This window comes from Stenotrophomonas sp. YJH_SMC_14-1, assembly GCF_059372275.1.
The window spans coordinates 456,397-482,132 of sequence record NZ_JCAFVK010000001.1 but is presented as its reverse complement, the minus strand read 5'-3'; the positions used below and the strand labels follow the sequence as shown (position 1 = coordinate 482,132).

The 25,736-nt window shown below is 67.4% G+C and carries 20 protein-coding genes; 8 read left to right on the top strand and 12 right to left on the bottom strand.

The features are described from left to right. Nucleotides 1–49: 49 nt before the first annotated feature. From AC5P9P_RS02400 to creB, 7 genes are all read right to left on the bottom strand, one after another. On the bottom strand, nucleotides 50–541 hold the full coding sequence (locus tag AC5P9P_RS02400) for a Fur family transcriptional regulator (protein WP_004150412.1): 492 nt from the start codon (nucleotides 539–541) through the stop codon (nucleotides 50–52). A 34-nt stretch (nucleotides 542–575) separates the two neighbouring features. Further along, nucleotides 576–1,979, bottom strand: a complete 1,404-nt coding sequence (gene gltX / locus AC5P9P_RS02395) for a glutamate--tRNA ligase (RefSeq protein ID WP_288415838.1) — start codon at nucleotides 1,977–1,979, stop codon at nucleotides 576–578. Between the two features lie 154 nt (nucleotides 1,980–2,133). After that, nucleotides 2,134–3,711 (bottom strand): M20/M25/M40 family metallo-hydrolase, encoded by a 1,578-nt coding sequence (locus AC5P9P_RS02390; protein ID WP_033835533.1) that lies wholly within the window; start codon nucleotides 3,709–3,711, stop codon nucleotides 2,134–2,136. 169 nt (nucleotides 3,712–3,880) lie between these two features. Beyond that, nucleotides 3,881–4,291, bottom strand: coding sequence for a hypothetical protein (locus AC5P9P_RS02385; RefSeq protein ID WP_049452253.1), 411 nt, complete (start codon nucleotides 4,289–4,291; stop codon nucleotides 3,881–3,883). A gap of 10 nt (nucleotides 4,292–4,301) precedes the next feature. Then, complete coding sequence (gene creD, locus AC5P9P_RS02380; protein WP_049397509.1) at nucleotides 4,302–5,621, bottom strand: cell envelope integrity protein CreD; 1,320 nt, start codon at nucleotides 5,619–5,621, stop codon at nucleotides 4,302–4,304. Nucleotides 5,622–5,702: 81 nt separating this feature from the next. Further along, nucleotides 5,703–7,163 carry a two-component system sensor histidine kinase CreC gene (creC, locus tag AC5P9P_RS02375; protein WP_049433040.1) on the bottom strand — a complete coding sequence of 487 codons (1,461 nt, stop codon included), beginning with the start codon at nucleotides 7,161–7,163 and terminating at the stop codon, nucleotides 5,703–5,705. 3 nt (nucleotides 7,164–7,166) lie between these two features. Next, on the bottom strand, nucleotides 7,167–7,892 hold the full coding sequence (gene creB / locus AC5P9P_RS02370) for a two-component system response regulator CreB (RefSeq protein ID WP_080047689.1): 726 nt from the start codon (nucleotides 7,890–7,892) through the stop codon (nucleotides 7,167–7,169). Between the two features lie 35 nt (nucleotides 7,893–7,927). On the opposite strand from creB, the gene AC5P9P_RS02365 reads away from it, so the two are divergent. The 4 genes from AC5P9P_RS02365 to AC5P9P_RS02350 all read left to right on the top strand — a co-directional run bounded on the left by AC5P9P_RS02365 (nucleotide 7,928) and on the right by AC5P9P_RS02350 (nucleotide 13,702). Next, nucleotides 7,928–8,785, top strand: coding sequence for a 23S rRNA (adenine(2030)-N(6))-methyltransferase RlmJ (locus tag AC5P9P_RS02365; RefSeq protein ID WP_005408683.1), 858 nt, complete (start codon nucleotides 7,928–7,930; stop codon nucleotides 8,783–8,785). Nucleotides 8,786–8,880: 95 nt separating this feature from the next. After that, nucleotides 8,881–9,426, top strand: coding sequence for a GNAT family N-acetyltransferase (locus AC5P9P_RS02360; protein WP_004150340.1), 546 nt, complete (start codon nucleotides 8,881–8,883; stop codon nucleotides 9,424–9,426). Between the two features lie 149 nt (nucleotides 9,427–9,575). Next, nucleotides 9,576–13,040, top strand: coding sequence for a transcription-repair coupling factor (gene mfd / locus AC5P9P_RS02355; protein ID WP_288417806.1), 3,465 nt, complete (start codon nucleotides 9,576–9,578; stop codon nucleotides 13,038–13,040). Between the two features lie 44 nt (nucleotides 13,041–13,084). Further along, nucleotides 13,085–13,702 (top strand): HD-GYP domain-containing protein, encoded by a 618-nt coding sequence (locus tag AC5P9P_RS02350; protein ID WP_033835529.1) that lies wholly within the window; start codon nucleotides 13,085–13,087, stop codon nucleotides 13,700–13,702. A gap of 199 nt (nucleotides 13,703–13,901) precedes the next feature. On the opposite strand, the gene AC5P9P_RS02345 is transcribed toward AC5P9P_RS02350, so the two are convergent. After that, nucleotides 13,902–15,995 (bottom strand): M13 family metallopeptidase, encoded by a 2,094-nt coding sequence (locus AC5P9P_RS02345; RefSeq protein WP_033834514.1) that lies wholly within the window; start codon nucleotides 15,993–15,995, stop codon nucleotides 13,902–13,904. Between the two features lie 161 nt (nucleotides 15,996–16,156). Further along, complete coding sequence (gene gpmA / locus AC5P9P_RS02340; protein ID WP_033834513.1) at nucleotides 16,157–16,906, bottom strand: 2,3-diphosphoglycerate-dependent phosphoglycerate mutase; 750 nt, start codon at nucleotides 16,904–16,906, stop codon at nucleotides 16,157–16,159. Between the two features lie 94 nt (nucleotides 16,907–17,000). On the opposite strand from gpmA, the gene nfi reads away from it, so the two are divergent. Further along, a complete protein-coding gene (nfi, locus tag AC5P9P_RS02335; RefSeq protein WP_033834512.1) occupies nucleotides 17,001–17,675 on the top strand; it encodes a deoxyribonuclease V in 675 nt (224 codons plus the stop codon). A gap of 38 nt (nucleotides 17,676–17,713) precedes the next feature. Here nfi and AC5P9P_RS02330 read toward each other — a convergent pair whose 3' ends face one another. After that, nucleotides 17,714–18,694: a cation diffusion facilitator family transporter gene (locus AC5P9P_RS02330; RefSeq protein WP_049404787.1), complete on the bottom strand. Its 981-nt coding sequence runs from the start codon at nucleotides 18,692–18,694 to the stop codon at nucleotides 17,714–17,716. Between the two features lie 221 nt (nucleotides 18,695–18,915). Here AC5P9P_RS02330 and AC5P9P_RS02325 point away from each other — a divergent pair, with 221 nt between their 5' ends. Continuing rightward, nucleotides 18,916–19,842: a hypothetical protein gene (locus tag AC5P9P_RS02325; RefSeq protein WP_495232588.1), complete on the top strand. Its 927-nt coding sequence runs from the start codon at nucleotides 18,916–18,918 to the stop codon at nucleotides 19,840–19,842. Between the two features lie 45 nt (nucleotides 19,843–19,887). Here the strand turns inward: AC5P9P_RS02325 and AC5P9P_RS02320 are convergent, their stop codons facing one another. Continuing rightward, nucleotides 19,888–22,137 (bottom strand): TonB-dependent siderophore receptor, encoded by a 2,250-nt coding sequence (locus AC5P9P_RS02320; RefSeq protein ID WP_033834520.1) that lies wholly within the window; start codon nucleotides 22,135–22,137, stop codon nucleotides 19,888–19,890. 287 nt (nucleotides 22,138–22,424) lie between these two features. On the opposite strand from AC5P9P_RS02320, the gene AC5P9P_RS02315 reads away from it, so the two are divergent. Continuing rightward, entirely contained in the window at nucleotides 22,425–23,840 is a 1,416-nt protein-coding gene (locus AC5P9P_RS02315; RefSeq protein WP_495232587.1) for a GGDEF domain-containing protein, read from the top strand. Nucleotides 23,841–23,922: 82 nt separating this feature from the next. On the opposite strand, the gene AC5P9P_RS02310 is transcribed toward AC5P9P_RS02315, so the two are convergent. Then, a complete protein-coding gene (locus AC5P9P_RS02310; RefSeq protein ID WP_495232586.1) occupies nucleotides 23,923–25,140 on the bottom strand; it encodes an MFS transporter in 1,218 nt (405 codons plus the stop codon). A 75-nt stretch (nucleotides 25,141–25,215) separates the two neighbouring features. On the opposite strand from AC5P9P_RS02310, the gene AC5P9P_RS02305 reads away from it, so the two are divergent. Beyond that, entirely contained in the window at nucleotides 25,216–25,665 is a 450-nt protein-coding gene (locus AC5P9P_RS02305) for a winged helix-turn-helix transcriptional regulator (protein WP_005408672.1), read from the top strand. Nucleotides 25,666–25,736 lie beyond the last annotated feature (71 nt).

The window sequence follows — 25,736 nt, the reverse complement described above, 5'->3', positions numbered from 1 at the left end:
TGTCGCACCGTTTCCAAAATGCCGGCCAGCGGCCGGCACTACCGTTGCGTTAGCCGGCGCAGCGCGCGCAGAGGCCATGCACTTCCAGGGTCTGCGCCTGCGGCTGGAAACCCAGCTCCTTGGCGCGCTTCTCCAGCTGGGTGACGATCTCGCGGTCCTCCAGCTCCACTGCGCTGTGGCAGCTGTTGCAGATCAGGAACGGCACCGAATGCGCGGCACTGCTGGGGTGATGGCAGGCCACGAAGGCATTGACCGATTCCAGCTTGTGCACGAACCCGTTGGCCATCAGGAAGTCCAGCGCGCGGTACACGGTGGGCGGGGCATCCGCGCCCACGCCCTTGCCGTTGCGCACCCATTCCAGCAGCTCGTAGGCCTTGACCGGCTTGCCGGCCTCGGCGATCAGCTTCAGCACATTGGCGCGGATCGGGGTCAGGCGCAGCCCGCGTTCGCGCGAGACGCGCTCGACCACCGCCACGAAATCCGATGCGTCGTGGACGTGGTGGTGCGGCGCGGTACAGGCAGTGGCGGTCTTGGCGGGCATGCGTGTTCTCCGGTTCGGGCCTGGCAAGGATGCCTCAGGCCGTTGCTACCTTGGTGATGGCCACATCAATGCGTTTCAAGGCCTGCTCGCGGCCGGCCAGGTACACGGTATGGGAAATGTCAGGACTGACCTGGGTGCCGGTGATGGCCACGCGCAGCGGCTGGGCGACCTTGCCCATGCCGATCTCCAGCGCGGCGGCGACGTCGTGCAGGGCCACGCCCACCGACTCGGCGGTCCATTCCGGCAGGGCGGCCAGCAGCTCGCGGGCCTTGCCCAGCGCCACCTCGGCACCGGCCTTGAAGTGCTTGGCCACCGCCGCTTCGTCGTACCCGGTCAGCGGCTGGTACCAGACCACGGCCTTCTCGGCCATTTCCTTCAGGGTCTGCACGCGTTCACGCAGGGCGATCACCACGTCCTCCGGGGCCGGGCCAGCGGCCACGTCCAGGCCCAGCTTCTGCAGCTGGTAGACCAGGTGCGGCACGATCGCGGACACGTCCTCGGTCTTCAGGAAGTGCTGGTTGACCCAGCCCAGCTTGGCCATGTCCAGGCGCGAGGCCTTGGAATTGCAGTCCTTCACGTCGAACAGGTCGATCAGTTCCTGGCGGCTGAACAGCTCCTGGTCACCGTGCGACCAGCCCAGGCGGGCCAGGTAGCTCAGCAGCGCATCGGGCAGGTAGCCGGCGTCCTTGTACTGCATCACGTCAGCCGCACCGGTGCGCTTGGACAGCTTGGCGCCCTGCTCGTCCAGGATCATCGGCATGTGGCCGAACCTGGGCACCGGCGCGCCGATGCCTTCATACAGGTTGATCTGGCGCGGGGTGTTGTTGATGTGGTCGTCGCCGCGGATGACCTCGGTGATGCCCATGTCCCAGTCGTCCACCACCACCGCGAAGTTGTAGGTGGGGTAGCCGTCCGGGCGGAAGATGACCATGTCATCCAGCTCGCTGTTGGCGATCTCGATACGGCCCTTGATCAGGTCGTCGAACACCACCGTACCTTCCAGCGGGTTCTTGAAGCGGATGACGCGGTTCGGATCATCCCTGCGCGGCAGGCCCAGCTCGCGCGCAGCGCCGTTGTAGCGCGGCTTCTCCTGCCTGGCCATGGCGGCCTCGCGCATCGCGTCAAGCTCTTCGCGGGTCTCGTAGGCGTAATACGCCTTGCCGTCGGCCACCAGCTGTTCGGCCACTTCCAGGTAACGGGCGACGCGGTCGGTCTGGTAGATCGGGCCTTCGTCATAGTCCAGGCCCAGCCACTCCATCGCCTCCAGGATCGCGTCGATCGCGCCCTGGGTGCTGCGTTCACGGTCGGTGTCCTCGATGCGCAGCACGAACTCGCCGCCACGGTGGCGGGCCTCCAGCCAGCAGTACAGCGCAGTGCGGGCACCACCGATGTGCAGGTAGCCGGTGGGACTGGGGGCGAAGCGGGTGCGGCAGGTCATGGACGGCTCGAGGAACGGGAATCCCCCGATTTTACCAGCCCTCCGCCCCCGACGGAAAAAAGGGGACGGAGGGGATTAAGTCGCGATTGCCCAGCCGCTGGGCCTGCAACCGGGAAACGGAGGGGAGAAACGACTTAATCCCCTCCGTCCCCTTTTACGGTTCCACCTTGCGCGGGAACGGCTGCTCGCGCATCGCGGCGTTGTAGGCGAACGAGGCGACGATGGCTGCGGCCTGCTTCAGGTCCTCCGGTTCGGCGTGGTCCCAGGTGTCCAGGTGGCTGTGGTGGACATTGGTGAAGTAGTCCAGCCGGTCCTGGATGAACTGGAAGCCCGGCAGGCCGATGCGGTCGAAGCTGATGTGGTCGGTGCTGCCGGTGTTGCGGGTGGCCACGGTGGTGGCACCCACGTCATGGAACGGCGCCAGCCAGGCTTCGAAGATCGGCATCGCCGCCAGGTTTTCCTGCGCATAGATGCCGCGGAAGCGGCCCGAGCCGTTGTCCATGTTGAAGTAGACCTGGAACTTGCCGTAATCACGGGTCTTCTGCAGCGCGCCGGTGGGCTCGCGCAGCGAGGCCGGCAGCGCCTTCTGCGCCGGGTCGGTGGGTTCCGGGAAACGACCGAAGTGCTTGGCCACATAGGCCTGCGAGCCGATCAGGCCCTGTTCCTCGCCGCTCCACAGCGCCACGCGGATGGTGCGCCTGGGCTTGGCGCCGGTCGCCTTGAGGATGCGCATCGCCTCCATCATCACCGCCACGCCAGCCGCGTTGTCGGCCGCACCGGTACCGCTGTGCCAGGAATCCAGGTGCGCGCCGATCATCACCACTTCATCGGGCTTGCTGCTGCCACGGATCTCGGCCAGCGTGTTGTAACCGGGCTGGTCGGCCTCATCGGTGAAGCGTGCTGCCACATCCACGCGCAGGCGCACCGTCTGCTTGGCCTCCAGCGCGCGCACCAGCGGATTGAAGTGCTCGCTGATCATCGCCAGCTCGGGGATGCCCACCGACTCGCCGGCCTTGCGCGAACCGCCACCGGCAACGCGGATGATGCCGTTGTCCCAGCTGCTGATGCTGATCGAGGCCAGCGCGCCCTCTTCCACGAAGAACGCATTGACCTTGGTCGCCAGCTGCTGGCGTTCCTGGTACTCCTTGACCCGCTTGGCACGCTCGGCGGTGGCGTCCTTGTCCTTGGGCAGGGTGAACTCCTGCAGGCCTTCCAGCGAGGTGGCGTCGTGGCGATGCGAATCCGCCTCGGTGCCGCGCTTGTACTCGCGCGCCTCGCCCAGCAGCAGGATCTTGCCGCGCAGCTTGCCGCGGTACTTCTCGATGTCTTCGGGCTTCTTGATCTCGACCTGGACCAGCTCGCCCTCAACCGGCCCCTTGGTGCCCGGCGTCCAGGCCTTGGGCAGTGCATGCAGCGGCTGCACGCGGTCGCCCAGCATCTCCACGCTCGCCGAAGTGAACTCCCAGCCGCGCCCGAAGTCGTCGAAGGCCTCGTCGTGGACGTTGTCCAGCTTCCATTCGCTGAACTTGCCGCGGGTCCAGGCGTTGGCGCGGCCCATCGCCGGCGAGTTGGTCAGGCGCGGGCCGATGCGCTCGGTGAGATAGCTGAAGGTGTCCATCACCTGCGAACGGTGGAAGGCCTCCTGGCGGATGCGGCTGACCATGTCCAGGTCCACCGTCTCGCGCTGCTGCGCTCCTGCGTTGCCACCCATCGCCAGCGCTGCGGCCAGCATGCCCCACTTCAACACATCGCACCCCTGCCCTTCGGCTCGATCATCAACTCGTCGAGTCTAGCCAGCGGGGGCGCGGGGATACCGTCCCATCGGTCATGGGCGGGAGCGTGCGAACCAAGGTTCGCACCCACAACAGTAGATCCACGCCATGTGTGGATGAACAGCCCAATCACCCGCTCCATCCCAACCACAACTGTGCCCGTTCCGGCAGCAGCAGCAACCAGTGCCGCCGGTCGATGCTGCTGCAGCCGTACACCGCCGCGTGTGCCGGCCAGTCATCCGGAAGGCGACCGATACCGATCTCGGCCAGCGCCTCCGCCCCGGCCTTCCATGGCCGGTAGCGCGGCACCCGGCCAGCCACCGCGCCGCGTCCCTGCCGCGCGCCCTGCAGCCAGCGCAATCCCTGCCCCTGCAATCCTTCGCAGGTCACCGCCGCCAGCTGGAAGCGGACCAGGCCGGGGGCGATCCGCGCCCCCGGCAGGGCCGCCAGCACGCCATGTGCCTGCAGCAGTGCATCCACTTCCAGCAGGGCCGGAATGCCCTGCCGTGCCCGTTGCCGCAATCCCTGGCGCCAGCCCATGGCCTGCTCCTTACTTCAGTTCCGCGCCGAGCGCGTACCAGTCGACCCGGCGGGTCACCCACATCGCCAGCGCCAGGATCACGAACAGCAGCAGCGAACCCATCAGCAGCGCGTTGTTCTCCGACACCAGCAGGCCATACAGCGCGCCGTACAGCACGGTCAGCAGCGCAGCGAAGCCGAGACCGCGCTTCCAGTGGCCCAGCACATTGGCCAGGTACACCGCCTGCAGGCCGATACAGGCCACGGCCGATACCAGGTAGGCCTTCCAGAACGCGATGTGCTCGGACAGGCTGATCAGCAGCAGGAAGAAGATCGCCAGCGCCAGGCCCACCATCAGGTACTGCAACGGGTGGATGCGCAGCGACTTGATCAGCTCGAACAGGATGAAGCCGACGAAGGTGAGCAGCACGAACAGCACGCCGTATTTCGAGGCACGGTCGGCCTGGGTGTAGGTATCGACCGGATCGACCAGCGACACCGTCACCGCCTGCGATTCGACCGCACCATCATTGCGCAGCTGGCGCTGGGCATCGGAGGCCAGCGAGGACACCGCCCAGCGTGCATCGAAGCCCTGCGCATCGACGCGTCGCTCATTGGGCAGGAACGCACCGCTGAACGACGGATGCGGCCAGCTCGAACGTAGCGCGATGTGGGTGTCATCGCCCACCGGCACCACCGACAGCATGCGGCTGCCATCCAGGCGCAGCTCCAGTTCAACCGTGCTGGCAGCCAGCGTGCCGCCCTGATCCGCAGCGAAACCGGCCACCGGTGCGTGCAGGCCTCGCCCCACCTCGCTGGCCGCGCCAACGCCCGGCAGCAACCGCAGCTGCTTGCCATCCACGCGCAGGTTCGGCGTACCCACCAGGCCCCGCACATCGGATACACCAACCGCGACATACGGCTGGCCGTAACTGCGGCCGGCCTTCACCGGATAGTCGTCTGCGGCGAAGGTCGCCTTCATCTGGCCGTTCCAGCTGTACACCGGTACCTTGAACAGGCCGACTTCGCGCTGGCTCGGTAGCATCTCGCCGCCCACCTCCAGCGACGCCGGCATCTGCAGCCAGTGCCCCTCGGTGACCTGTATCTCGGTCTTCTTGACGCCCAGCGGGTCGACCAGTTCAACCTGCTTGCGTTCCACCCATGGCACCACCCGCACCGGGCCCACCAGCTGCTGTGCACCGGCGCGGCTGTCGGCCACCCGCGAGAACGCCTCGTCGCGGTACGCGCTGCGTTCGTTGATGACCCCGCGGATCATGGTCAGCGGCACCAGCAGCAGCAGGATCAGCCCGCCGACAATGGCGAACCTCAGCAGCATCTTCAGGGATTTCATGGTCCATCCTCGTTGGAGAGGGCTGCAGGATGGACCGCTGGGGTGAGCAGGGTTTGTGGCGAATTTGAAGCGAGTGTGAAGTCAGCGGCGCGGGCGCTGGCCCGGCGCACCCGATGGCAGCCACAGGCTGGCCACGGTGCCGCCGCCCTCGCGGACGTCGACACTGGCGCGTCCATCGTGCAGGCGCGCGACTTCCTGCACGAATGGCAGGCCCAGGCCGGAACTGCGCCGCCCGCTGCCGGGCCGCGCCAGCGAATAGAAGCGCTCGAACACCCGTTCGCGCGCATAGTCCGGGATGCCGGCACCGCGATCGGCCACCTGCAGGCGCACGCCCTGCCCGTCCACCTCGGCCTGCAGCGCGATCTCCGCGCCGGACGGCGAGAAGGCAATCGCGTTGTCGATCAGGTTGTGCAGCGCCTGCCGCAGCAGGTAGCCGTCGCCCTGCACCCGCAGGTCGGGCACGTTGCCGATGTGGACCCGCACACCGGCCGCCTGTGCACGCACCTGCGCGGCCGCGGCCGCATCGGCCAGCAATGCCGGCAATGCAATCGGGTCGCGGGTCTGCAGCCAGCCGTGCTGTTCCACTTCGGCCAGCGCCAGCAGCTTGTCGATGGTCTCGGTCAGCCGCTCCTGCTGATCGACAATGCTGCGCGCGAAATGCACGCGGTCCGCTTCGGGCAACGGCTCCTGCAGCAGTTCGGCGGCACCGCGGATCGCCGCCAGCGGGCTCTTCATCTCGTGCGTCAGCGACTGCACGTACTGCTCGACGTAGGCCTTGCCTTCGAGCTTGCGGCGCATCGTTTCCAGCGCCTGGCCGAGATCGCCGATCTCGTCGCGACGGCGCCGTGGTGGTGGCACCGGTTCGCCCGCGCTGACCGCGCGTGCATAGCGGCTGAGCTGGCCGAGACCAGTGGTCAGCCACATCGTCACCAGCACGCCGACCAGCGCCGACAATCCGATGAGCCAGGCACCGCGCTCGATGATGGCGCGCTGGCTGGCAGCGATGAACGGATCAATGCTGCGGTTGGGCTGTGCCAGGCTGAGCACGCCGATCAGGGTGCGGCCATCGGCCGGGTCGTATACCGGCGCCGCCACATGCATCACCGTATCGCCTTCCTCGCCCGGAATCTCGGGGCTGGAACGGGCACCGTACTCGCCACGCAGGGTGCGGTAGACATCATTCCAGCGCGAATTGTCGCGGCCAAGGTCACGGCCCAGCGAGTCGTAGATGACGATGCCCTTGGCATCGGTGATGGTCACCCGGTAATCCAGCGAGCGCTTCGGGAAACGCCAGACCATTGCCTTCAGGTCGCGCTGCCGTGCCTTGGCCAGATTGCGGGTGAAGCTGCCGCTGCGGATGGTGCCGTCCTTGACGTCGGCGGCGGCCATCTCGGCCAGCACGTTGGCCGCATCGACCAGGGTCGATTCCATCGCCTGGCGCACACCCGGCTTCACTTCGTTGACGAACACGCGCATCACGAAGAAGGCCGCGATGCCGGTGATAAGGAAGAAGCCCAGGAACAGCTTCAGCACCAGGCGCATCGGCTAGACCTCCAGCGCGTAGCCAAGGCCACGGTGGGTGCGGATCGGGTCGTCGCTGGCACCGGCCGCGCGCAGCTTGGCACGCAGCGTCTTTACATGGGTATCGACGGTGCGGTCGGCACTGTCGGCGCTGCTGTCCCAGCCACGGTCCATCAGCTGGGCACGGCTGAGGATGGCACCGGGTCGCTGCAGCAGCGCCTCCAGCAGCGCGTACTCGTAGCGGGTCAGATCCAGTGCCTGGCCACGGAAGCGGATGCGCCGGCCTTCGCGGTCGATGGCGAACGCGCCATGTTCCTGCCAGCCTGCATCGGCGCTGGGCGCTGCGATGACCGGCGCCGCACGGCGCAGGCGTGCACGCACCCGCGCCACCAGCTCGCGCGGCGAGAACGGCTTGGTCATGTAGTCGTCGGCGCCCAGCTCCAGGCCGAGCACGCGGTCCACTTCATCGTTGCGGGCGGTCAGGAAGATCACCGGCAGCTGCGCCACCGGCCCGGGCTGCGCGCGCAGCCGTCGGCAGACCTCGAAGCCGCCCAGGTCGGGCAGGCCCACGTCCAGCACCACCACGTCGATATCCCCGGCCTGCAGCCGCTGCAGCGCCTCCCCGCCCAACAGGCAGTGGCTGGCGGCATAGCCCTCGCTGCGCAGCGCATAGAGCACGGTTTCGGCGATGGCGGCTTCGTCCTCGACTACCAGGACATGGGCAACGGGAGCTGTCATGGCGCGCAGCATAGCCGCTGCGGCCGCCGCCCCGTACACTGCCGGCCATGAACTATCGCCACGCCTTCCATGCCGGCAACCACGCCGATGTGCTCAAGCACATCGTGCAGCTGGCCCTGATCGACAGCTTCAAGCGCAAGGACAGTCCGTTCTTCGTACTCGACACCCACGGCGGCGCTGGCCGCTACCTGCTGGCCAGCGAAGAGAGCCGCAAGACCCTGGAGGCCGAATCCGGGATCATGCGGCTGATGGCCCAGCCCAAGCTGCCGGAGGTGGTCGAGCGCTACCTGAAGGCGGTCCAGGCCGACAACCCGGTCGGCGCGCTGACCAACTACCCGGGCTCGCCGCTGCTGAGCGCACAGGCGATGCGCGCGCAGGACCGGATGGCGGTCTGCGAGCTGCAGGAAGCCGAAACGGCCACGCTGAAGGCCCTGTTTGCCCATGACAGCCGCGTCGATGTGCGCGCTGGCGATGGCTATGCCCTGCTGCGCTCGCTGCTGCCGCCGAAGTTCAACGGCAGCAAGATCGGTCGTGGCCTGGTGCTGATCGATCCGCCGTACGAGGCGCAGGACGCCGAATACCAGAACATCCTGGCGGCCCTGGCCGAGACCCTGGCACGCTGGCCGCAGGCCACCTGTGCGGTCTGGTTCCCGATCAAGCAGCGCCGCACCATCCTGCATTTCCTGCGCAAGGCCACTGCCCTGCCGGTCAAGTCGGCGATGACGATCGAGTTCCTGGTGCGCCCGGACGACTCGCCGCTGCGCCTCAACGGCAGCGGCATGCTGCTGCTCAACCCGCCGTGGCAGTTCGACCGGGTGGTCGGCCCGGCCCTGCCGGCGCTGCGCCAGCACCTGGGCGAACCGGGAGCCAGCACCCGCCTGGATTGGCTCAAAGCCCCCGAATAACGGCCTTCACGAGGCTGTACCGCCGTGAGCCTTTCGTTCACGGAATGCAGCCCCGGTGATGCCACAATCGATGGACCACCAAGGAATCACCCGGTATGGCCACTCGCAACCGCATGCCGCCCTGGCATGAGATCTTCAAGGCTCCCAGCGGCCACGAGCTGCTGATCCGCCCCATCCGCCCGGAAGACGGCGCACCGCTGCAAGCGGCGTTCAGCCTGTTCGGGCCGGAAGAAATCCGTGATCGTTTCCTGCAGGCGGTGACCGAGCTGTCACCGGAAACCACCCAGCGCCTGACCCACCCCAATCCCAAGACCGAGATCACCCTGGTCGCAGCCGAATCCCTGCCCGCTGGCGAAGCGGTGGTCGGCGCGGTCGCCCGGGCCTCGATCATCCCCGGTACCCGTGAAGCCGAGTACGCGATCCTGATCAGCCGCTTCCTCATTGGCCAGGGCCTGGGCCGGCAGCTGATGCGCAAGCTGGTGAAGTGGGGCCGCGGCAAGTACCTCGACCGCCTGTACGGCGACGTTGCCGCCGAGAACGAGCCGATGAAGCAGCTGGCCGCCTCGCTGGGCTTCAAGCCGGTGCCGCACCCGACCGGTGCCGAAGGCCTGGTGCGGATGGTGCTGGAGCTGGACAACTGACGGATGCGCCGGGCCCTGCCCGGCCATGCCTCCCGGTAGTGCCGGCCGCTGGCCGGCATTGTGTTCCCCCAACGGCACGTGAGGCCGTCGGCAAACGGCCGGCACGACCCACCGGGCTTCGATCGGGCTTCTGCTAAAATCCGGGGTCCATGTCGCGTACCTCATACCCCGCCCCGCCGCTGCCGCGCGCCGGCCAGCTCCGCGCCTGGTGGCGCGCCCCCGCCTCGCCGACCGCCCTGGCCTGGTACCTGGCCCAGGCCGCGCGTGCGCATGACGCCCCGCTGCTGGTGATCGCCCGTGACAACCACGGTGCCAACCAGCTCGAAGCCGACCTGCAGACCCTGCTTGGCGGTGACCCGGCCCTGCCGGTGGTCGCCTTCCCGGACTGGGAAACCCTGCCGTACGACCGCTTCAGCCCGCATCCGGACATCATCTCGCAGCGCCTGTCCGCCCTGCACCGCCTGCCGGCGCTGAAGCGCGGCCTGGTGATCGTGCCGGTGCAGACCCTGCTGCAGCAGCTGGCCCCGCGCAGCTATGTGATCGGTGGCAGCTTCGACCTGAAAGTCGGCCAGCGCCTGGACCTGGAAGCCGAGAAGCGTCGCCTGGAAAGCGCCGGCTACCGCAACGTGCCGCAGGTGATGGACCCGGGTGACTTCGCGGTGCGCGGCGGCCTGCTCGACGTGTTCCCGATGGGCGCCGACGAGCCGCTGCGGGTAGAACTACTGGACGAGGACATCGACTCGATCCGTGCCTTCGATCCGGAAAGCCAGCGTTCGCTGGACAAGGTCGAGGCGGTGCACATGCTGCCCGGCCGCGAAGTGCCGATGGACGAGGCCAGCATCGCACGCGTGCTGGCCACGCTGCGCGAGCGTTTCGATGTGGATACCCGGCGCAGTTCGCTGTACCAGGATCTGAAGTCCGGGCTGGCCCCGGCCGGCGTCGAGTACTACCTGCCGCTGTTCTTCGAACGCACCGCAACCCTGTTCGACTACCTGCCCGACGGCAGCCTGCCGGTGGTCTGTACCGGTGCGTATGAAGCATCCGTCGCGTTCTGGGCGCAGACCGCGGACCGCTATGAGCAGCGCCGCCATGATGTGGAGCGCCCGCTGCTGCCGCCTTCGGCGTTGTACCTGTCGCCGGAGCTGCTGCGCGAGCGCCTGAACGATGCCCCGCGCATCGAGGTGTGGTCGGCTGACCACGCGCGCATCGCCGATGCCCACGCGCTGGGTGACCAGCCGCTGCCGCCGCTGCCGGTGGCCGCGCGCGAGGCCCCCGCTGGCGACGCGCTGAAATCCTTCCTCGGCCACTATCCGGGCCGGGTACTGATCGCCGCCGATTCGCCCGGGCGTCGCGAGGCCCTGCTGGAAGTGCTGCAGGCCGCCGAACTGAAGCCGCCGGTGGTGGCCGACCTGCCCAGCTTCCTCGCCGACGGTGCGCGCTTCGCGATCGCGGTGGCACCGCTGGAAGATGGCTTCGCACTGGACGATCCGCGCATCGCGGTGCTGACCGAGCGCCAGCTGTTCCCCGACCGCGCCGGCAGCACCCGCCGCCCGCGTCGCGCCGGCCGCGAGCCGGAAGCGATCATCCGCGACCTCGGCGAACTGACCGAGGGTGCACCGATCGTGCACGAGGACCATGGCGTCGGCCGCTACCGTGGCCTGATCGCGATGGACGTCGGCGGCATGCCCGGCGAGTTCCTCGAAATCGAATACGCCAAGGGCGACCGCCTGTATGTGCCGGTCGCCCAGCTGCACCTGATCAGCCGCTATTCCGGCGCTTCAGCGGAAACCGCGCCGCTGCATTCGCTCGGTGGCGAGCAGTGGAGCAAGGCCAAGCGCAAGGCCGCCGAAAAGGTGCGCGACGTCGCTGCCGAACTGCTGGAGATCCAGGCCCGTCGCCAGGCGCGTGCCGGCCTGGCACTGCAGGTGGACCGTGCGATGTACGAGCCGTTCGCCGCCGGATTCCCGTTCGAGGAAACCCCCGATCAGCTGGCCGCCATCGACGCCACCCTGCGCGACCTCGCCAGCAGCCAGCCGATGGACCGTGTGGTCTGCGGCGACGTCGGCTTCGGCAAGACCGAGGTGGCGGTGCGTGCGGCATTCGCCGCCGCCAGTGCCGGCAAGCAGGTGGCCGTGCTGGTACCGACCACGCTGCTGGCCGAACAGCATTACCGCAACTTCCGCGACCGCTTCGCCGATTACCCGCTGAAGGTCGAGGTGCTGTCGCGCTTCAAGAGCACCAAGGAGATCAAGGCCGAGCTGGAAAAGGTCGCCGCCGGCACCATCGACGTCATCGTCGGCACCCATCGCCTGCTGCAGCCCGACGTGAAGTTCAAGGACCTGGGCATGGTCATCGTCGACGAAGAGCAGCGTTTCGGCGTGCGCCAGAAGGAAGCCCTGAAGGCGCTGCGCGCCAACGTGCACCTGCTGACCCTGACCGCCACGCCGATCCCGCGCACCTTGAACATGGCCATGGCCGGCCTGCGCGACCTGTCGATCATCGCCACGCCGCCGCCGAACCGGCTGGCGGTGCAGACCTTCATCACCCAGTGGGACAACGCGCTGCTGCGCGAAGCCTTCCAGCGCGAGCTGGCACGTGGCGGCCAGCTGTACTTCCTGCACAACGACGTGGAAAGCATCGGCCGCATGCAGCGCGAGCTGTCCGAGCTGGTGCCGGAAGCGCGCATCGGCATCGCCCACGGGCAGATGCCAGAGCGCGAGCTGGAAAAGGTGATGCTGGACTTCCAGAAGCAGCGCTTCAACGTGCTGCTGTCGACCACGATCATCGAATCGGGCATCGACATCCCCAACGCCAACACCATCATCATCAACCGCGCCGACCGCTTCGGCCTGGCCCAGCTGCACCAGCTGCGTGGGCGCGTGGGCCGTTCGCACCACCGTGCCTACGCCTACCTGATCACCCCCGACCGCCGCGCGATCACCCCCGACGCTGAGAAGCGCCTGGAAGCGATCGCCTCGATGGACGAGTTGGGCGCCGGCTTCACCCTGGCCACGCACGATCTGGAGATCCGCGGTGCCGGCGAACTGCTCGGCGAGGACCAGAGCGGGCAGATGGCCGAGGTCGGCTTCAGCCTGTACACCGAGCTACTGGAGCGCGCGGTACGCAGCATCAAGCAGGGCAAGCTGCCCGACCTGGATGCCGGCGAGGAAGTGCGTGGTGCCGAGGTCGAACTGCATGTGCCGGCATTGATCCCGGAAGACTACCTGCCGGACGTGCATACCCGCCTGACCCTGTACAAGCGTATTTCCAGCGCGCGCGACAGCGATGCGCTGCGCGAACTGCAGGTGGAGATGATCGATCGCTTCGGCCTGCTGCCGGATGCGGCCAAGCACCTGTTCGCCATCGCCGAGCTGAAGCTGAAGGCCAATACGCTGGGCATCCGCAAGCTGGACCTGGGCGAAAACGGTGGCCGCATCGTGTTCGAGTCCAAGCCGAACATCGATCCGATGGCGGTGATCCAGCTGATCCAGAAACAGCCAAACCTCTATGCCATGGAAGGGCCCGACAAGCTTCGCATCAAGCATCCGCTGCCGTTGCCGGAGGACCGCTTCAACGCGGCCCGCGCCCTTCTGACCACCCTCGCCCCGGGTTGATCGCCCCCGAATACCCCGCACCGGTCCCCACCCGGTGCGGGCGGATGACCATGTTTCCTGACGCCGTACCCGCCCCCGACCTGCTGCATGCACAGGCCTGCCTGATCGATGCCCTCTCGATGTCGCTGCAGATGCGCGACGCTTACACCCGCCACCATTGCGACCGCGTTGGCCTGCTCGCGCAGCGCCTGGCCACGCACTGCGATCTGGATGACGATGCCAGTGCGCAGATCGGCCTGGCAGCGCGCTTCCATGACATCGGCAAGATCGGCATTCCCGATGAGGTGCTGCTGGCCCCGCGCCGGCATACCGACGAGGAGCGCGCGATCATGCGCGAGCATCCGGTGCGCGGTGAGCATATCTTCCTGGCCACCGGCCGCAGCGATGCGGCACCGGTTGCGCGGCTGATCCGCGCCCATCACGAGGCGTTCGATGGCAGTGGCTATCCCGATGGGCTGCGCGGCGAGAGCATTCCGTTGGGCTCACGCATCGTCACCGTTGCGGATGCCTATGACGCGATGACCAGCGTGCGTCCCTACCGTGCCGCGATGGAGCACGAGACGGCTCTGCGCATCATCGACGAGCAATCCGGTGGCCTGATCGATCCTTACGTTCTGCAACGCTTCCATCGCCTGCTGGCGCAGGAACCTGAGCTGGCCTGAGATCTTCCCGCACGTGAAACGACCCGCCGGTAGAGTCGACTGTTAGTCGACTATCGCGCGCAGCGCGGGATTTTCGCCATCTGTACGAAGAGCAGTCGACTAACAGTCGACTCTACCAGTCGGCGCTGTGCTGCCGGCCTGGAAGACAAAAGGCCCGGCGTTCGCCGGGCCTTTCGCATCACGCATCACGGGTGATCGGTTACCAGATCACCACGCGCTTGTCGTCGGCACGCACCATCGCGTCGCCGGCCTTGCACTGGAACGCCGCAGCGAAGGACGGCATGTTCGACGGTGCACCGTTGGCTCGGAAGTTGGCCGGCGCATGCGGGTCGGTGTTCAGGCGTACGCGCAGCTCACCGTCGGTGAAGTTGCGGCGCCACACGGTGGCCCAGTTCATGAAGAAGCGCTGGTCCTGGCTGTGGCCATCCACTTCCACATTCGCCTTCGGGTCTTCCTTCAGCGCCATCTGCAGTGCGTCGTAGGCCACGGTCAGGCCACCCAGATCGCCGATGTTCTCGCCCAGGGTCAGCTTGCCCTTCACGAACACGCCCGGCACCGACTCGTAGCCATCGAACTGTGCAACCAGCTGGTCGGTACGCTCGGTGAAGGCCTTGCGGTCGGCGTCGGTCCACCAGTTGTCGAAATTGCCGTTGGCGGCGAACTGGCTGCCCGAGTCGTCGTAGCCGTGCATCATTTCGTGGCCGATGACCGCACCGATTCCGCCGTAGTTCAGCGCCGGATCGGCCTTGGCGTCGAAGAACGGCGCCTGCAGGATCGCCGCCGGGAACACGATCTCGTTCTTGGTGGCGTTGTAGTAGGCGTTGACCGTCTGCGGGGTCATGCCCCACTCGGTCTTGTCCACCGGCTTGCCGATCTTGTCGAGCATGTAGCGGTAGTTGAACGCACGCGCCGCCTGCATGTTGCCGAGGTAGCTGTCGCCGTTGGTCTGCAGGCCCGCCCAGTCACGCCACTTGTCCGGGTAGCCGATCTTCGGGGTGAAGCTGGCCCACTTTTCCAGTGCCTTCTTCTTCGTTTCCTCGCCCATCCACGGCAGCTGCTCCAGACGCGCCTTCAATGCCTGCGACAGGTTCTCCACCAGGTGCTGCATGGCCACCTTCGACTCGGCCGGGAACACGGCGTCGACGTACAGCTGGCCCAGCGCTTCACCCATGCCACCGTTGACGGACTCCAGCACGCGCTTCCAGCGCGGCTGCATTTCCTTCTGGCCGCGCAGGGTGGTGCCGTAGAAATCGAAGTTGGCCTTCTCGAACTGGCTGCTCAGGTACGGCGAGGCGTCGTCGATGGTGTGGAAGCGCAGGTAGGCCTGCCAGGTGCTGGCCGGCACATCGGCCAGCATCTTGTCCATTTCACCGAAGAAGCCCGGCTGGGCCAGCGAGAACTTCTGCGCGGCCGGCACTTTCAGGGTGTCGAACAGCGCGGTCCAGCTGAAGTTCGGGGTCAGCTTGTCGGCGTCTGCGGCGCTGAGCGGGTTGTAGCGCTTGGCCGGGTCACGCATTTCGATGCGCGACATCGAGGCCTTGGCCAGGCGGGTTTCAAAGGCCATCACTGCCTTGGCCTGCTCGGCCGCCTGCGCGGCTTCCACGCCGGACAGGGTCAGCACCTGCGCGATGTACGCCACGTAGGCATCGCGGATCTTGGCCTGCGCATCGTCGAAGTAGTAGCCCTTCTCAGGCAGGCCCAGGCCGCCCTGGCCGACGTAGGCGATGACGTTGGCCGAATCCTTGTAATCAGCATTGGCAAACAGCGAGAACAGCACGCCCTTGCCCTCGGCCTGGCTGTCGCGCAGGTACTGGGTGATGGCGGCGGTATCGTTCAGCGCGGTGATCTTGTCCAGCTGCGGCTGCAGCGGCGCGAGGCCGGCGGCTTCGATCTTGGCTTCGTCATTGCCGGTCTTCCAGATGTCACCGATCTTGGCTTCCACCGAGCCGGCCTTGGCCTGGCTGGCGGCGGCCTGCTGCACCAGCGCGTGCTGCACTTCCAGCGAGCGCTCGCGCAGGATCTCGAAGCTGCCCCAGGTGGTCTGGTCACCCGGCACCGGGTTGGCCTTCAGCCACTTGCTGTTGACGAAGCCATTGAGGTCGGTACAGGCCGAGATGGCCGGATCGAGGTCGGCGCTGTTGAGTGAGATCAGCGGCGTCTTGATCTGCGACAGGTCGAAGGCCTGCTTGGCGTCGGCACCGGCCGCCGGTGCGGTTTCGTTCTTGCCACAGGCCGCCAGCGAGGCAGCGATGGCGATGGTCAGGCCCAGCGGGACCAGGTTGCGGACGTTCATGAGGCTCTCCTGCGGGTAATTTCACAGGGTAGCCGGGGAGGCCCTCCACAGGGACCGGCCAAAGGTCACAGGGGGAACGCCCGTGGTCGCAAGCGGGTGTGTGCGGACCGTTGGTCCGCACACACCCAGCAGAAGAATACCCACCAACGGTGGGTATCTACTTATTTCGCCTTGCCCTGGTTGGCCACGGCCTCAGCAGCCTTGCGTGCCGCTTCCGGGTCGCCCAGGTAGCGGAACGACTGCACGGTCAGGTCATCGTTCAGTTCGAACAGCAGCGGGATGCCGGTCGGGATGTTCAGCTCGAGGATTTCCTCGCGCGAGACGTTGTTGAGGTACTTGTACAACGCACGCAGCGAGTTGCCGTGGGCGGTGACCAGCACGGTCTTGCCGTCCTTCAGCTGCGGCGCGATCGCGTCGTGCCAGTACGGCAGCACGCGGTCCAGGGTGGTGGCCAGCGATTCGGTGCCCGGCAGCGCGTTGCGGTCCAGACCGGCGTAACGGCGGTCATGGATCGGGTGGCCCGGATCTTCCAGTTCCATCGGCGGTGGCGGGATGTCGTACGAACGACGCCAGACCTTGACCTGCTCTTCGCCGTGCTTGGCCGCGGTCTCGGCCTTGTCCAGCCCCTGCAGGCCGCCATAGTGCCGCTCGTTGAGGCGCCAGGACTTGTTCACCGGCAGCCAGTCCTGCTGAAGCTCGGCCAGCGCACCCTGCAGGGTGTGGATGGCACGCTTGAGCACCGAGGTGTGGGCGACGTCGAACTGCAGGCCTTCCTCGCGCATCAGGCGACCGGCGGCGGCCGCTTCCCGGCGTCCCTGCTCGGTCAGGTCGACATCGACCCAGCCGGTGAAGCGGTTGTCCAGGTTCCACTGGCTCTGGCCATGGCGCAACAGTACGAGTTTACGGGTCACTGCAGGGTCTCCAACGCGAGGAAAGGCAGGCCGCCATTGTAGCCCCGGCCGCCACTCACCGGGCCGTGGCGCCACCCATGCGATGCTGTGGCCAATGAATACGGTGATCGACCCCGGACGCTGGGAAGGCAGCGTCGCCGCGGCCCGCGCGCAGCAGCTCCAGCTGGCCGGCCGCGTGGAGCGCCAGGACCGCCTGCCCAACGACGTGCGCTGGCTGGCCGGGCTGGATGTGGGCTTTGAGGACAACGGTGCCACCACCCGCGCCGCAGCGGTCCTGCTGGATGCGAAGACATTGCAGCCCGTGGCGCAGGAAATAGCGCGCATTCCCACGGTGATGCCGTACGTTCCCGGCCTGCTCAGCTTCCGCGAGCTGCCAGCGTTGTTGGCCGCGCTGGCACTGCTGCCGCGGGCGCCGGATCTGGTGTTCGTCGATGGCCACGGCATCAGCCATCCGCGCCGGCTGGGCGTGGCCGCGCACTTGGGCGTGGTCACCGACCTGCCGAGCATCGGTGTGGCCAAGTCGAAACTGGTCGGCCGCTTCGTCGAACCGGGCGCCGAAGCAGGCGCGCATACGCCATTGATGGACGGTGACGAGCAGCTCGGCTGGGTGCTGCGCAGCAAGGTGCGCAGCAAGCCGCTGTTCGTGGCCGGCGGCCATCGGGTCAGTGCCGATACCGCGCTGGACTGGGTGCAGCGCACCCTGCGCGGTTACCGGCTGCCGGAGCCGACCCGGTTGGCGGATCGGCTGGCTTCACGTCGGGACGAATAGCTGCGCCGGGCATCTCCCGGCACGCGCGTCATCTTCGATCAGCGATGCACGTGACCGCGATGGCCCTGCGCGTCCTCGCCGTGGTCATGACCTTCATGGCCCTCGTGCTCGCCGCCCTTCACCGGCGCCGGTTCACCACAGGCCTCACCGCAGTGGTCCGCTTCAAGCTGCAGCGTCACGTGCTCGATGCCGAAGTCATCGTGCAGGCGCCCGCTCAGCTCACGGCGCAGCGCATCGGCTTCGGTGCCGTCGCGCATCACGACATGCGCGGTCAGCGCCGGCGTGCTGGAGGCCAGCGCCCACACGTGCAGGTCATGCACGTCCATTACCGCGGCGTGGCTGGACAGGCTGTCGCGCACCTTGGCCACGTCCATGCCCTTGGGCACGCCTTCCAGCAGCACGTTGATCGCCTCGCGCATCAGCACCCAGGTGCGCGGCAACACCCACAGGCCGATCAGCACCGCCAGGATCGGATCGATCGGCTTCCAGCCGGTGAACTGGATCAGCACCGCACCCGCAATCACCGCCACCGAGCCGAGCATGTCCGCCCACACTTCCAGGTAGGCGCCCTTCACGTTGAGACTCTCGCCGCTGCCGGCCTGCAGCAGGCGCATCGAGATCAGGTTGATGACCAGGCCGGCCGAGGCGATCACCAGCATGCCGGTGGAGGCGATCTCCTGCGGCTTGCTGAAGCGCCCGACGGCTTCCCACAGGATGTAGCCGGCAACCACGAACAGCATCGCGCCGTTGATCATTGCGCCCAGCGCTTCCAGGCGCGCATAGCCGTAGGTGCGACGCGCATCCGGCGGGCGCCGGCTCAGCCGCACCGCGACCAGCGCGATCATCAGGGCCAGCGCGTCGGTGGCCATGTGTGCCGCGTCGGACAACAGCGCCAGGCTGTTGGTCCAGAACGCGCCCACCACTTCGACGACGAGGAAGGTGGAGGTCAGGCCGAGCGCCCACCATAAGGGTTTCTCGTGGCGGATCTCGGATGGCAGGTGATCGTGGTCGTGGCCCATGGCAACAGCTCCTTTGCGATGGAGGCAGGCTACGCCGGCGGCCGTGGGGAAACTATCACGGTGTTTATAACATTGCAGACTGCACGTCGCGGCTCGCCGCAGCTTGCGCCCGTGCCGGGCCACACTATGATGACCGCATCCCCTCTGGATGGGGAACGGGCAGCCGGATCGCTTCGGCGTTGCGGCCCGCAATGGACACCCAAGCACAAGGAATCCGGAACATGTGGACTACCAAGACCCCCTGGGTCGCCGTCGCCGTGGCCTGCGCGCTGGGCACGGCCGCAAGCGCCTCGGCCAAGACCTGCCAGCAGAACTTCCAGGCGGTAGGCGATCCCCGCAATGGCCAGTTCTTCACCTCCGAAGTCACCCTCCCCGGCCTGAAGCCCCGCAGCGCCCTGGGCCAGCTGCGCAAGGCAGCGCTTGATGAGGGCAACAACTTCGTCAGCGGAGATGTCATCACCGAGACCGAAGGCCAGATGTACGTGCTGCAGACCGACACCAAGATGCCGCTGGTCAGCATCATCACCGCCTCCAATGGCGGCAACGTGGTGGTCGGTACCAAGCTGTCACGCGGGCAGACCGCCAAGGAAGAGGACGCACGCACCGCGCTGTGTGGCTGGCTGGACAAGCTCAAGACCGGCCCCGAAGGCGAGGCGATCGCGGAAGCCGCGCGTGTCTCCAGCGGTTTCGACAAGCCGATCCAGGCCACTGCGGTCGGCATGTCCACCGAAATGGGCAAGGACGCCAAGCGGCTGCAGCGGGAAATCAACACCGCACCGCTCAGGGCGCTGTTCTCCGGCACCAGCACCCCGCCGGATACCGATGCGATGTACCAGCCGTTGCTCGTCAAGTATTTCGGCCGTCGTTTCATCATCGATGGCCAGGTGTACACCGCCCAGCCCAACCGCTTTGCCAAGACCTTCGAGGTGGGCTATCTGGTCACCAAGATGAAGGGCATCGGTGGCATCGGCGGACGCCAGTCGAACGACGACAACAATGCCAACTTCACCGTGCACTGTGCGCTTGCGCCGGATCAGATGGCGCTGGGCGCCACCCTGCGCGAGAACGACTGGGTGAAACTGGAAGGCGTGGTCGACAAGATGGACACCGGTGGCGTCCACCTGCGCGATTGCCGGCAGGTGAAGTAGCCTTCAGGCTGCGCCGGGGAACGCCCCGGCGCAGGCCTCATCGGGTCAGAACCCGAAGCGCAGGCTGGCCCAGTACGCGCGGCCCGGCTCGTTGTAGGTCGCCGCGCCGGCATCGCTGCTGTTGGCCTCGCGGAACAGGCGCTTGTCGGCCAGGTTGTTCACGCCGAAGCCGAAGCTGACCGTCTCGGTCACCTTGTAGCGCGCGCTCACGCCCCAGATGTTGTACGCACCGCGATCCTGCAGTGCGATCGATGGGTCGCAGGTGCCGGTGCAGCGCGGATCATTGTTGATGTTGGTGGTGGCCGGCTTCTGCTTGCCGTAGAACGTGCCGGTCAGCAGCAGCGACAGCTTGTCGGTGGCCTTCCAGTCCAGCATCGTGTTGACGGTGTACTTCGGAATCACCGACAGCGGCTGGCCGGTGCGCTTGTTCTCGTTCTCCACCATGTAGGTGAAGTTGTTGCTCCAGTTCAGGCGGTTGCCCTGCTCGCCCAGCAGCGGGATCACCAGGTTGCCTTCCAGCCCCTGCACGATCGCCTTCGGCGCGTTCTCCCAGCGGAAGATGCGGCCCCTGGTGTCGGCAGTCAGGCCGATCTGGGTGTAGCCGGCCTGGATCTTGTCCTTGTAGTCGTTATGGAAGTACGTCAACGAGGCCTGCCAGCCGCTCTGCGGTGCCCACTCGATGCCGAGTTCCTTGTTCAGGCTGGTTTCCGCCTTCAGGTCCGCATTGCCGCGCATGTAGCAGCCGGCGCCCAGGCTCGGCAGTGCATTCGGGCAGCCATTGCCACGGGTGTAATACAGATAGTCCGGATTCGACTGGTACAGGTTCGGCGCCTTGAACGCCCGGGCGATGCCGCCCTTCACCACCCAGTCGCCGTTGATGCGGAACTGCGCGTTGAGGCTGGGGCTGGTGTTGTTGCCGAACTGGCTGTGGTGGTCGAAGCGCAGGCCCGGGGTAACGATCCAGCGCTCACCCAGGTAGATGTTGTCTTCGACGAACACGGCGGTGGTCTGCGCATCGGCCTTGCCCCGCGCACGATCGGCCGACAGCCCCGGGATGCCGCCGCCGCTGCTGCTGGACTGGCTCATCGAGTACGGGTCGGTCAGGCGGCTGTCCAGGTATTCAAAGCCAAGCGTCCAGATGTTCTCGGCACCACCCAGCGTGGTCGGGAAGCTCACTTCGCCGTCCAGCTGGTAGTTGCGCAGTCGCGAGGTCGACCAGCCGGTGCCGTTGAAGCTGCCTTCCGGGCCACCGGCCAGGCCTTCGTTGATGCGTGAGTTGTTCACCGCCTCCACCGCAGCTGTCACCCGCGAGGTCACGTCGCCCCAGCGGCCACGATGGGTGATCGCGCCGGTGTTGCGGTACATGCGGTTGGTCTCCGCTTCGCCCTCGGCCAGTGCCGCCAGGTCAACGCCGGTCGAGGTACCGGTGGTGCTGACCGCGCGATCACCAGCGTAGATGTTGCCCTGGCGGCTGGTGCCGGCTTCGAACTCCACCACCTGGTTGGCGGTCACGTCCCAGCGCAGCAGCGCGTTGACATCGCGGTTCTTGACACCCTCGCGGCCGGCCGGCGGCACCGCGTTGGGGTTGGTAGCGTACTGGCGGTTGAGCTCCAGCGAGTCCGCGTCGGTCTTGTTGAGATTGCCGTACAGGCGGAACGACAGGGTGTCGGTCATCGGCCCACTCAGCTGCAGGCCGACGCGTTCGCTGCCACCTTCGGCGCTGTGTTCGGGCACCAGCCCATACAGGTCCACCGCACCGGTCAGGTCGCCGGTCGGGCGCTTGGTGATGATGTTGACCACGCCGCCGGAGGCACCGGAGCCATAGCGTGCCGCCGCCGGGCCGCGCAGCACTTCGATGCGCTCGATCATTTCCGCCGGCACCCAGTTGGTGTCACCGCGGGTATTGCGCTCGCCGCTGCGCCCCATGCGCACGGCATCGCGTGCGCCGATGCGCTTGCCATCGACCAGGATCAGGGTGTTTTCCGGGCCCATGCCACGCAGGTCGATCTGGCGGTTGTTGCCGTACTGGCCCGAGGCGCTGTTGCCGGTCAGGTTGACGCCCGGCATGGTCCGCAACAGCTCGGCGATGTCGTTGGCTGGCGGGCGCCGGGCGATATCCTCGGCGGTGATGGTCGAGGTACCCAGTGCCTGGCGCGCGATCTGCGAGGCGGTGACGTGCACCGTGTCGATATCGGTGGCGTCGGTTTCGGCCTGGGCGGTCAGGGCGCTGCCGGCCAGCAGAGCGGCAACGGCAAGCGCCAGCGGGCGCGGCGAATGGACAACGGCAGGAGACATGATCAGGACCTTCTGGCAGGGCTGCGGGGCCTCTGGCAAAGGGCTTGAGGCAACGACGAGGGGGGAGGCGGAGCCGTCCTGCAGGCACCTGCAGCCCGCTCCGTGCGCGCATTCTCCCATCAATGCGAGTGATTCTCAAATGCGTTCACTCATTGCCGCAGCGGCGTCGATGTGCTTTGCGCACCGTGCAAGCCTGCACCGCGCGTAAACTGGCCGGCTACCCCGCCATCAACCGTATGCCGCCGCGGCCGATACCCGTGGTTTGCCGTACGCAGTCAGAGATCGACGTGGAACCACCCCAACTGGACGATGCCAGCCAGCCGCTGGCCGAGGCCTGGCAGCAATGCCTGCTACAGGCCGGCCCTGCCGCCACCGCGCTGCTCAAGGCCGCTGCCTCCGATGCCCCACCCGCGCTGGCCCAGCGCTTTTACGAAGTGCTGCTGCAGGACGGGCGCGCACGCCGCTTCCTGTCCCACGACCAGGTCAAGCAGCGCCTGCAGCCGGCCATGCAGCGCTGGCTGGTACAGCTGCTGACCACCGACGCCGCTGGCATCGCCACCACGGTCGCCTCGCAGCGGGTGATCGGCGACGTACACGCACGGGTCGGCATCCCGGTCGACCTGGTCACCCGCGGTGCGCGCGTGCTCAAGCACGAGCTGTTCGTGCGCCTGCGCGACGACGCGCCCGACAGCGCGACCGCGTTCGCCGCCATCACCTGCCTCAGCGCGATCATGGACATCGCCATGGAAGGCATGACCCTGGCCTACACCCATGCGCGCGAGCGCTCCACCCGTGCCGACGCCGCCTACCGGCTGTTCTCGCTGGTACAGAACGTCGGTACCGAACGCGAGCGCCAGCGCGCATTGCTGCTGGACTGGGAGAACGCCCTGCTCTACGCCCTCGCCGGCCACGTGCAGGCCAGCGACAACGCCAGCCTGGCCACCTCGGAGTTCGGCCTGTGGTTCACCCACAAGGGCATCCCCAGCTTCGGCGAAAGCAGCGAAACGCAGCAGGTGGGCCAGTTGATGGCCCGCATTGACGGCCACCTGCAGCGCGCCAGTGGCGATGCTCCGGCGCAGCGACTGGCGGTGCTGCCGGCCATCCGCGAGGACCTGGCCGCCATCCGCACCCTGATGACGCTGCTGTTCGAGCGCATCGGCGAACTGGATGCCGGCAGCGACGCGCTGACCAACCTGCTCAACCGTCGCTTCCTGCCCACCGTGCTGCGCCGGGAAATCGAGCTGGCCACGCGCAACCGCACACCGTTCTCGCTGCTGCTGCTCGACCTGGATCATTTCAAGGCAATCAACGACGGCCATGGCCACGATGCCGGCGACCGTGCGTTGCAGCACGTGGCCGGCCTGCTCGGCCAGCTCACGCGTGGCAGCGACTACCTGTTCCGCTATGGCGGCGAAGAATTCGTGGTGGTGCTGGTGGCGGCCAGCGAATCACAGGCGACCGTGATCGCCGAGAGCCTGCGCCGGCAGATCGCGCAGTCGCCGGTGGCATTGGCCAACGGCCAGGTGCTGGAGCTGACCGCCAGCATCGGCGTGGCCGGCCATGACGGCCACCCGGACTACGAACGGCTGATGGCACGTGCCGACGCGGCGATGTACGAGGCCAAGCGCAGCGGCCGCAACCGCGTGGTGGTCGCCAGAGCGGACCTGCAGGAAGCCCCGGGGCGGCGTGCACTGCAGCGATGACGGCAGGACAGGTAGAGTCGACCGCTGGTCGACTATCGCGCGCAGCGCGGGATTCTTCGCCGTCGGAACGAAGAGCAGTCGCCTAAAAGTCGACTCTACCGGTTCGCGCGCCAGCCGCTGCTTTCACCGCCCCCACCCGCCATGCTGCCCACCACAGCAGCGCCAGCAACGCGATGCCTGCCCCCAGCAGGCACACAGCGGGCCAGCCATGCCGCACCTGCATCCAGGGCCCCGCCGCCGCTCCCGCACCGCTGCCCACCGCATAGAACAGCATGTACAACGCCACCAGGCGCCCATGCTGTTCTGCCGGTGCACGCAGCAACGATGCCTGGTTCGAGACATGCAGTGCCTGGCCGCCCAGGTCGAGCACGACCACACCCAGCAACAGCAAGGACAGCGAATACGGCAGGCCCAGCAGCGGCCACCACGCGACCAGCATCAACAACAGCGCGCCGAGGCTGACCGGATGCGCGAAACCACGGTCCATCCAGTGTCCGACCCGCGCCGCCATCAGCGCACCGACCACGCCGGCCAGGCCGAGCGCGCCGATGGTTGCGGTCGACCAGTGCAGCGGCGGTGCCGACAGCGGCAAGGGTGCCGCCGCCCAGAACACATTGAGGCCGGCAAACAGCAGCAATGCCAGCGGCCCGCGCTCGCGCAGCGTTCGATCGCGGCGCAGCATGCCCAGCATCGAGCCCAGCAGCTCGCGCCAGCGTGGAGGGACCGACGGCACCGGTACTGCGGGCAGGCGCCGCCACAGCAGCGCCGCCAACGCTGCCATCACCACCGCTGACAGCAGGTAGACCCTCTGCCAGCCAAAGGCCGCCGCCACCGTACCGGACACCACGCGCGCCAGCAGCAGGCCGATGAACACGCCGCCCTGCACCACACCGACCACGCGACCGCGCTGCTCGGGCCGTGCCAGCATGGCGGTATAGGCAATCAGGCCCTGGGTCAGCGCGGTGCCCAGCAGGCCTGCCAGCAGCATGCCCGACAACAGCCAGCTCGCCGTGCGTGACGCCGCCAGCCACAACAGGGCCAGCACCAGCGCGATCAACTGCAGCCGCAGCAGGCGTCGCCGGTCGCCGCGGTCCGCCAGCGGCAGCAGGCCAAGCAACGCCAGCACGCTGCCGGCCTGGGTGGCAGCCAGCACTGCGCCGGCCACGGCCCGGTCCATCGCAAAGGCGCGTGCAAGCTGATCCAGCAGCGGCTGCGCGTAGTAGACGTTGGCGACGCTGGCGCCGGCGGCAGCCGCAAGCAGGACCAGCAGCGGGCGGGGATGCGATGTGGCACTCATCATATGGTTGCAATTTGAAACCAGATGCAGGCTATCGCCATTGGTTTTAAACTGCAACCACATTCGGAGATACCCAGCATGCACGCCGACAGCCCCTGCCCTGTAGCCCGCAGTGCCGACCTGCTCGGTGACCGCTGGGCATTGCTGGTGATCCGCGACGCCTTCGACGGCATCACCCGCTTCGGTGATTTCCAGCGCAGCCTCGGCGCGGCGCGCAACATCCTCAGCGACCGCCTGCGCCGGCTGGTCGAGGCCGGCATCCTGCAGCTGCAGCCAGCCTCCGATGGATCGGCCTACCAAGAGTACGTGCTCACCGCCGCAGGCCTGGAACTGTTCCCGCTGCTGGTCGCACTGCGCCAGTGGGGGGAGCGCCATCGCTTCGGTGCAGGCGAAGCCCATTCGCAGCTGATCGAATTGGCGACGCGGCGGCCGCTGCCCTACATGCAGCCGCGCGGGCGCGATGGCCAGCCGCTTCAGCCCACTGCCACCCGTGTGCGCAAGCTCAAGGACGACGGGCGCGACACCTGATCCGCCCATTCGCGCACACCGACGGACGCCCGCGCCGGTTAGCATCGGATCTTTCCGCCGCTGGATGCCGC